Raw genomic sequence first — 7,344 nt, 5'->3', positions numbered from 1 at the left:
CCCGGGAGGGTGTGGGAGAGTAGGTCACCGCCGGACACACACCTGGTCGAGGCCCCAACCACACGGTTGGGGCCTCCCACATTTAACCCACCAACCGGTCCGTGTGCCACCGGTAGAGTTGGGCACCATGGACAACCTCTTCAGCCACGCCCCCGGGACCCAGGACGGTGACGGCCACGACGCCGGCGACGCGCTGGAACCCGTCGTGAACACACTGGTGATACCTGGCACCGTGGCCCACGCTTTTGCAGGCTTTACCGATCACACCCACCTATGGTGGCCCCTCCAGGACCATGGCGTCTATGGCCAAGGATCCTACGTGGAGTTCGAAGAGAACCTCATCCTGGAAACTGCGGACGACGGCCGTACCAGCATCTGGGGCACGATCGATGAATGGAACCCCCCATTTTCCTTCCACGCCACATGGCACCCGGGAAGCACTGCCCTCTGGTCCACCGAGCTGCTCGTGGCCTTCAGGCCCGTCGAAGACGGCACTGAAGTAAGGATCTTCCATAACGGCTGGGAAGGCGCCGAAAACCCCGCGGCAACACGCGCGCACTATGCTGAGGCGTGGCCCGGCATCCTGGCCCGGTACGCGCGCTTTATGGGAGCGTAGGGGTGGCGTCCATCGTTGCCGAGCTGCGTGGCCTGCTCCGCTCCAACCAGCTGGAAGACTCCGAAGTGGAGCTTCGCCGCTATGCCGTGGACCAGGCTCCGGTCATAGATTTCCAACTACCCCTCGCGGTGGTCTTCCCGGAGTCTGTGGCTGACGTCCAAGCGGTGATTCGCGCTTGCTCCGCCGCCGGTGTGGCAGTGGTCCCTCGGGGCGCCGGCACGGGCGTCTCCGGTGGTGCGCACGCGGTGCGGAACTGCATCGTGATGTCCCTTGAACGCATGGACCGCATCCTGGACCTTAACCCTGACGACGAGACCGCCGTCGTCGAACCCGGCGTGGTGAACGCCGTGCTCAACGAGGCCGCCGCCGCCCACGGACTGATGTACGCCCCGGACCCGGCGAGCTTCCGGACCAGCACGATCGGGGGCAACGTGGCCACCAATGCCGGCGGACTGCGCTGCGCCAAGTACGGAGTGACCCGTGACTCGGTCCTGGCACTGGATGTGGTGCTGGCAGACGGGTCCCTCATCCATACCGGCCACCAGACCTTTAAGGGTGTGGCGGGCTACGACCTGACCGGAATGCTCGTGGGGTCCGAAGGCACGCTCGGGATTGTCGTCGGAATCACCGTGCGGCTCAAGTACCTGCCCCGCGAAGTCCACACGGTCGCAGCGTTCTATCCGGACTTCCGAATGGCCGCCGCCGGCGTGCTCGCGGTGGGCCGGGCCCGTGTCCAGCCGGCCATCATGGAACTGCTCGACGGCGGGACGCTGGAACAGCTGGATGACATCCACGGTTCTGACCTCAGCGCACGAGGCCGCTCGCTGCTCCTGATCCAGACCGACGGTTTCGGCGCGGCTGCAGAGGCCGAAGAGGTCCGTGATGTTTTGCGGGCAGGCGGTGCCACCGTCACCACGGAGGTCAGCAGTGAAGCCGAACGGCTGGTCGAACTCCGGCGGCACAGCAGGGGCGTGGAGGTGGACGACCAGTACCGGGTGGGGGAGGACGTGGCGGTTCCCCGCTCCCGGCTGGTGGACTACATCGCGGAGCTGGAGTCCATGGCTGCCAGGCACCGGGTCAACCTCAAAGTGGTGGCCCACGCCGGTGACGGCAACCTCCACCCCACCTTCTGGATCGAACGCACAGCGGACGCGGTGGAACAGGACGCCATGGCGGGCCTCCAGCGTGCCCTGGACGACTCGATCACCGTTGCCCTGGACATGGGCGGCACCATCACCGGTGAGCACGGGGTGGGGCAATACAAGCTGCGCTGGCTCGGCCAGGAGCAGCCGGAGCCGGTGCGCGCCCTGCAGCGCCGGATCAAGGAACTGTTTGATCCGGCGGGCATCCTGAATCCCGGTAAGGCGATCTAGGACCTAGTCGTCCGCATCGGGGTATTCGTCGATCGATTCGTCGCCGCCGTAACGGGATTCCTCGGTCTCCACCTCGAGGATCTTGAGCAGCTCAGTGTCCGGGTTGAGCATGATGGCTGCTTCATCCCTGCGGTGGCGCAGGATGGAATCGATGTAGCTCTGCACGGCCTCGGCCAGCGGGATGTGTCGTTCCTGCTTCTCCGACATGTACCAGCGGTGCTCCAGGACCTCGTGGACGGCTTCTGCCGGTTCCAGCTTGCCGGAGAGGTCCCGCGGGATGGACCGGACGATCGGCTCGAAGATCTGGCTGACCCACAGGTGCGCGCTGTACTCCTCGTCCATGTCGGGGTAATTGTCCGCGCGGAAGGAGTCCATGTCGTTGAGCAGGCGGCGGGCCTGGTTCTCCTGGGCGTCCAGGCCGGTCAGGCGCAGCAGCCGGCGCTGGTGGTGCCCGGCGTCCACCACTTTCGGCTGCAGCTGGATGGTGGACCCGTTCTGCGTGGTCTTGATGGCGTATTCCTCGACGTCGAAGCCGAGCTCGTTGAGCCGCCGGATGCGGGCACCCACGCGCCAGCGTTCCCCGAGCTCGAACGATTCCTTCTCGGTGAGCTCGGCCCACAGCCGCCGGTAGCTGTCCATAATCAGTTCGCTGGTGGCCACGGGGTCCACCTTCTCCTCGATGAGGCCTCCGTCCAAGAGGTCCATCAGTTCGCCGGCGATGTTCACGCGGGCAATTTCCAGGTCGTATTCCCGCTGGCCGGTGGACAGGTCCGGATACAGCTCACCCGTCTCGGCATCCACCAGATAGGCGGCGAACGCGCCGGCGTCCCGGCGGAACAGCGTGTTGGACAGCGATACGTCGCCCCAGTAGAACCCGATGAGGTGCAGCCGGACCAGCAGCAGCGCCTGGGCGTCGATGAGGCGGGTCAGGGTGTCCTTTCGCAGCATCTGCGAAAACAGTGCCCGGTAAGGCATTGAGAACTTCAGGTGCCGGGTCACCAGGACGGGGTTCAGCGGCCGGCCGTCCACGGTGGTGCGGCCCGTGATGACGGCGACGGGTTCCACGCAGGGAACATCCAGCCGGGCCAGCTTCCGCAGCATGTGGTATTCGTGCCGGGCCACGTGCTCCGATGTTTCCTTGATGGCGATCACGGACCCGCCCAGGTGCGCGAAGCGCACGATGTGCCGGGAGATGCCGCGGGGGAGCGCCGCGAGGTACTCCGCGGGCCAGTCCTCGAGCGCGATGTGCCAGGGGAGATCCAGCAGTTCGGGATCGGCAGCGGCCGCGGTGATGTTCAGCGAGCTGGCGGCCGACGCGGCCTTGCCATCGTCCGCGCTGGCGGCGACGAACCGCGGCAGCTTGCCGATCTGCCCGTAGTCGGTGGGTTCATCGTGCCAGTTGGCGCTGTTTTCCTCGGTCATGCGTCAATTCTTCCGTACTTGGCGCCGGGCGGCTAAATGCCGCGGTGGCTTCGGGTTAACGGCCGACGGCGGCCCGCACCATTGCGAAAGGGTGCGGGCCGCCGTCGGGTGCCGGTGGGGAGGATCAGTCGCCCAGGCGCAGTCCGGTCTTGGTGTCGAACAGGTGCACGTGGCCCGACTGCGGACGGACGTAGATGGACTCGCCCTTCATCGGGGGGCGGCGGCCGTCGACACGTGCCACGATGTCGTGGTCCTTGCCGTCCAGCGTGGTGTGGCCGTAGACGTAGGCGTCGGCGCCGAGTTCCTCGACAACGTCAACTTCGACCTTCAGGCCTTCACCCTGCGGTGCGGTTTCGAGGTCTTCGGGCCGGGTGCCCAAAGTGACCGTGCTGCCGTGCGCTTCTTCGAGGACGTTCCGTGGCACGGGGTAAACGGTGCCGCCGAACTGCACGCCGCCGTCGACCACGGGAAGTTCCAGCAGGTTCATGGCCGGGGAACCGATGAAGCCGGCAACGAAAACGTTCTTCGGGCGGTCGTAGAGGTTGCGCGGGGTGTCAACCTGCTGCAGCAGGCCGTCCTTCAGCACAGCCACGCGGTCGCCCATGGTCATGGCCTCGACCTGGTCGTGGGTCACGTAGACCGTGGTGACGCCGAGGCGGCGGGTGAGGGAGGCGATCTGCGTACGGGTCTGCACGCGAAGCTTGGCGTCCAGGTTGGACAGCGGCTCGTCCATGAGGAAGACCTGCGGGTTACGCACGATGGCGCGGCCCATGGCAACACGCTGGCGCTGGCCGCCGGAGAGCGCCTTCGGCTTGCGGTCCAGGTACTGCTCGAGGTCAAGGAGCTTGGCGGCTTCGCGGACGCGCTCGGCGCGCTCTTCCTTGGAAACGCCGGCGATCTTCAGGGCAAAACCCATGTTGTCGGCCACAGTCATGTGCGGGTACAACGCGTAGTTCTGGAAGACCATCGCGATGTCGCGGTCCTTCGGCGGAACATCGGTGACGTCGCGGTCACCGATCAGGATCCGGCCGGCGTTGACGTCCTCAAGGCCCGCGAGCATGCGCAGGGAGGTGGACTTGCCGCAGCCGGAGGGTCCAACGAGGACCAGGAATTCGCCATCGGCGATGTCGATGTTGAGCTTATCGACGGCGGGCTTATCTGTGCCCGGGTACAGACGCGTAGCGTTATCAAAAGTAACTGTAGCCACAGTTATCAATCCCTTCACCGGCAGGTACGTGCCGGACGATCCGTTGTGAATGGTTCATGTTTGTTCAGTTTTGTCATGCATGATGCCTGCTGGCCGAAACCGCAGGCATCCAGTGACGCCGCACGGTTACTGTGCGCCACATCACAGATAAGAGTATGTCAGGTCATGGCCCCATTGTCGAAAAAGTTACGGAAATCACATATGAGCCCGTCCATTCCTTCGGGTTTCTAGCCGGACGCGGCCTGCGGATCCTCCTCTGCCACTGCCAGGCTGCGTTCCTGCAGGAGGGTTTCGAGCAGCTCGGACACATGCTCCGGGGCTTCCACCCGGAACTCGGCGCAGGTGAAGTCCAGGCCCACCTTTACCCCTACATCGCCCGGTTCCAGGCGGGCCAGGGCATCCTCGTCCGTGGTGTCGTCTCCGGCGAAGAACACGGCGGTGGCGCCGCTGGCCTGCCGCAGGAAGGTGACGGCCTCGCCTTTGGAGGCGTTGACCACCGACGTCTCCAGGACGCGCTTGCCTTCCTTGAGGTATACGCCCTTGCGGTCCTGCAGCAGCGAGCGGGCGGCTGCCACGGCGTCCTCGGCCACGTCGTCGTCGGCAAGCCGGGTGTGCAGGACGACGCCGGCGGGCTTGTCTTCGAGCAGCGTCCCGGGCGCTTCCGCCACGATCTCGGCCAGAGTTGAGCGGACCGCCGCCAGGCGGGCTTCCTGCTCCGCGTCCAGCGTGAGCGCGGCGGATCCGGGGCCCATCCACGCTTCAGCCCCGTGGCTGCCGATCAGCAGCGAATCAACCGGGGGCGACGCCACCGCGCGCAGGCTGGCGAGGGCGCGTCCGGAGATGAGCGCCGTCGTCGTGCGTGGAAGGACGGCGAGGCCCGCGAACGCCGCGGCCGCCCGCGGAAGGGGACGTGCATCGCCGGCCCTTCCCACGATGGGTGCCATGGTGCCGTCAAAGTCCATGGCCACCAGGAGCTGGTCGGTCTGCGCGATGCGGCGGATCGCGGCGCGCAGTTCGGGGGTCAGGCCCAGGGCCGGCCGGCGGGCCTCAGGAGTCATCGCGGACCACCTTCTCGTTGAGCGCGGTGAGGAAGTCGGCGGACCAGTGGTCCACATCGTGCTCCAGGATCTGCTTGCGCATGGCGCGCATCCGACGCGACGCATCCTTGGGGGAGAGCTCGACGGCCCGCATGATCGAGTCCTTAAGGCCGTCGATGTCGTGCGGGTTCATCAGCAGGGCCTGCTTGAGCTGGTCCGCGGCGCCGGCGAACTCGCTGAGGACGAGGGCGCCGTCGTTGTTGGTCCGAGCCGTGACATACTCCTTGGCCACCAGGTTCATGCCGTCGCGCAGCGCGGTGACCAGCATGACGTCCGCCGCCAGGTAAAGGGCCACCATCTCCTCCACGGGGTAGCTGTGGTGGAGGTACCGGACGGCGGTGTTTTCGAGGGTGTCGTAGGTGCCGTTGATGTGCCCCACCGTGCCCTCCACTTCCTCGCGCAGCAGCCGGTACTGTTCCACACGTTCACGGCTGGGGGAGGCCACCTGGATCAGGGTCGCGTCGCCCACCTTGAGCTTGCCGTCGGCCAGGAGCTCCTCGAAGGCTTTGAGCCGGTGCCGAATGCCCTTGGTGTAGTCCAACCGGTCCACGCCGAGCAGGATGGTTTTCGGGTTGCCGAGGTCCTGGCGGATCTGCCGGGCACGCTCCACGATGTCCGGGCGCTGGGCGAGCTCCGTGATCTGCTGGACGTCGATGGAGATGGGGAACGACTGGGCGCGGGCGATGTGCGTGATGGCGCCGTCCTGGCCCTTGACGTGCACCTGCTGCTGCTTGACGCTGGCGCCCAGGAAACGGCGGGCGGAGCGCATGAAGTTCCCGGCATCGCTGCTGCGCTGGAAACCCACCAGGTCGGCGCCGAGGAGGCCGTCGATGATCGCCTGCCGCCACGGCAGCTGCGCAAAAATCTCCGGCGGCGGGAACGGAATGTGGTTGAAGAACCCGATCCGGAGGTCGGGCCGCGCTTCGCGCAGCATCCGCGGGACCAGCTGGAGCTGGTAGTCCTGGACCCATACGGTGGCGCCTTCGTCGGCATGGCGTACGACGGCGTCGGCGAACCTGCGGTTGACCTTGCGGTAGGCGTCCCACCAGGTCCGGTGGAATTCCGGCGGGGCGATGACGTCATGGTAGAGCGGCCACAGGGTGGCGTTCGAGAAGCCCTCGTAGTAGAGCTCGACATCGTCGGTGCTCAGCTGGACGGGCACCAGGTCCATTCCGCCGTGGCTGAAAGGCCGGACGGTTTCGTCGGGGGCGCCGTGCCAGCCCACCCAGGCGCCGTCCGTCTTGGTCATCATGGGCGCCAGGGCGGTGACGAGGCCGCCGGGGGAGCGGCGCCAGCCGGAGCCGTCGTCGCCGCCTTCTCCCGGTGCGCAGCGGTCAACGGGCAGCCTGTTCGAGACCACCATGAAGTCGTATTTGGTGTGTGCGCCGGGTCGTGCCGCGGCGGCAGTCGGCACCGCCTTGCCGGCGGGTTTTACCTGGACGGGTGATTGCATTGCGGCCCCCTGGGGTTGCTTGTGCCTCTCAGCCCACCCTAACGGGACGGAATGATCGGTGCTATTCGTCCGTTAGTCAATGGGCGGGATGCTTGAAGGCCCAAGCTTCCGGCTTTGTCCCCTAAACTGGGCGGGTTGCCACTTAGTGGTCCCCCCACGTCGACCGACCCAAGGAA

At 66.4% G+C, this 7,344-nt stretch carries 6 protein-coding genes; 2 read left to right on the top strand and 4 right to left on the bottom strand.

Annotated elements, in window-relative coordinates:
- Positions 1-127: 127 nt before the first annotated feature.
- Together ACIQC0_RS03340 and ACIQC0_RS03335 are read left to right on the top strand one after the other, a co-directional pair.
- On the top strand, positions 128-616 hold the full coding sequence (locus tag ACIQC0_RS03340) for a hypothetical protein (RefSeq protein ID WP_400532571.1): 489 nt from the start codon (positions 128-130) through the stop codon (positions 614-616).
- A gap of 2 nt (positions 617-618) precedes the next feature.
- The gene (locus ACIQC0_RS03335) at positions 619-1,989 is read left to right on the top strand and encodes an FAD-binding oxidoreductase (RefSeq protein ID WP_400532569.1); all 1,371 of its coding nucleotides are present in this window, start codon (positions 619-621) and stop codon (positions 1,987-1,989) included.
- A gap of 3 nt (positions 1,990-1,992) precedes the next feature.
- On the opposite strand, the gene ACIQC0_RS03330 is transcribed toward ACIQC0_RS03335, so the two are convergent.
- From ACIQC0_RS03330 to ACIQC0_RS03315, 4 genes are all read right to left on the bottom strand, one after another.
- The gene (locus tag ACIQC0_RS03330) at positions 1,993-3,411 is read right to left on the bottom strand and encodes a DUF4032 domain-containing protein (RefSeq protein ID WP_377214937.1); all 1,419 of its coding nucleotides are present in this window, start codon (positions 3,409-3,411) and stop codon (positions 1,993-1,995) included.
- Between the two features lie 124 nt (positions 3,412-3,535).
- Positions 3,536-4,618 (bottom strand): ABC transporter ATP-binding protein, encoded by a 1,083-nt coding sequence (locus ACIQC0_RS03325; RefSeq protein ID WP_377214938.1) that lies wholly within the window; start codon positions 4,616-4,618, stop codon positions 3,536-3,538.
- A 227-nt stretch (positions 4,619-4,845) separates the two neighbouring features.
- Positions 4,846-5,676, bottom strand: coding sequence for a trehalose-phosphatase (gene otsB, locus ACIQC0_RS03320; protein ID WP_400532566.1), 831 nt, complete (start codon positions 5,674-5,676; stop codon positions 4,846-4,848).
- Positions 5,666-7,168, bottom strand: coding sequence for a trehalose-6-phosphate synthase (locus ACIQC0_RS03315; RefSeq protein ID WP_400532564.1), 1,503 nt, complete (start codon positions 7,166-7,168; stop codon positions 5,666-5,668). The genes otsB and ACIQC0_RS03315 overlap by 11 nt, the downstream gene beginning before the upstream one ends.
- Between the last annotated feature and the right edge of the window lie 176 nt (positions 7,169-7,344).

The sequence above is a fragment of the Pseudarthrobacter sp. NPDC092419 genome, from assembly GCF_044755045.1.
In the GTDB taxonomy this organism is placed as follows: Bacteria; Actinomycetota; Actinomycetes; order Actinomycetales; family Micrococcaceae; genus Arthrobacter.
Note: the sequence above shows the minus strand (reverse complement) of the source record. Positions and strands in the feature narration are given on the sequence as shown.

Coding starts and splice junctions, on each gene's coding strand:
- ACIQC0_RS03340 (WP_400532571.1), top strand. CDS start 128: ATGGACAACCTCTTCAGCCACGCCCCCGGGACCCAGGACGGTGACGGC.
- ACIQC0_RS03330 (WP_377214937.1), bottom strand. CDS start 3,411: ATGACCGAGGAAAACAGCGCCAACTGGCACGATGAACCCACCGACTAC.
- otsB (WP_400532566.1), bottom strand. CDS start 5,676: ATGACTCCTGAGGCCCGCCGGCCGGCCCTGGGCCTGACCCCCGAACTG.
- ACIQC0_RS03315 (WP_400532564.1), bottom strand. CDS start 7,168: ATGCAATCACCCGTCCAGGTAAAACCCGCCGGCAAGGCGGTGCCGACT.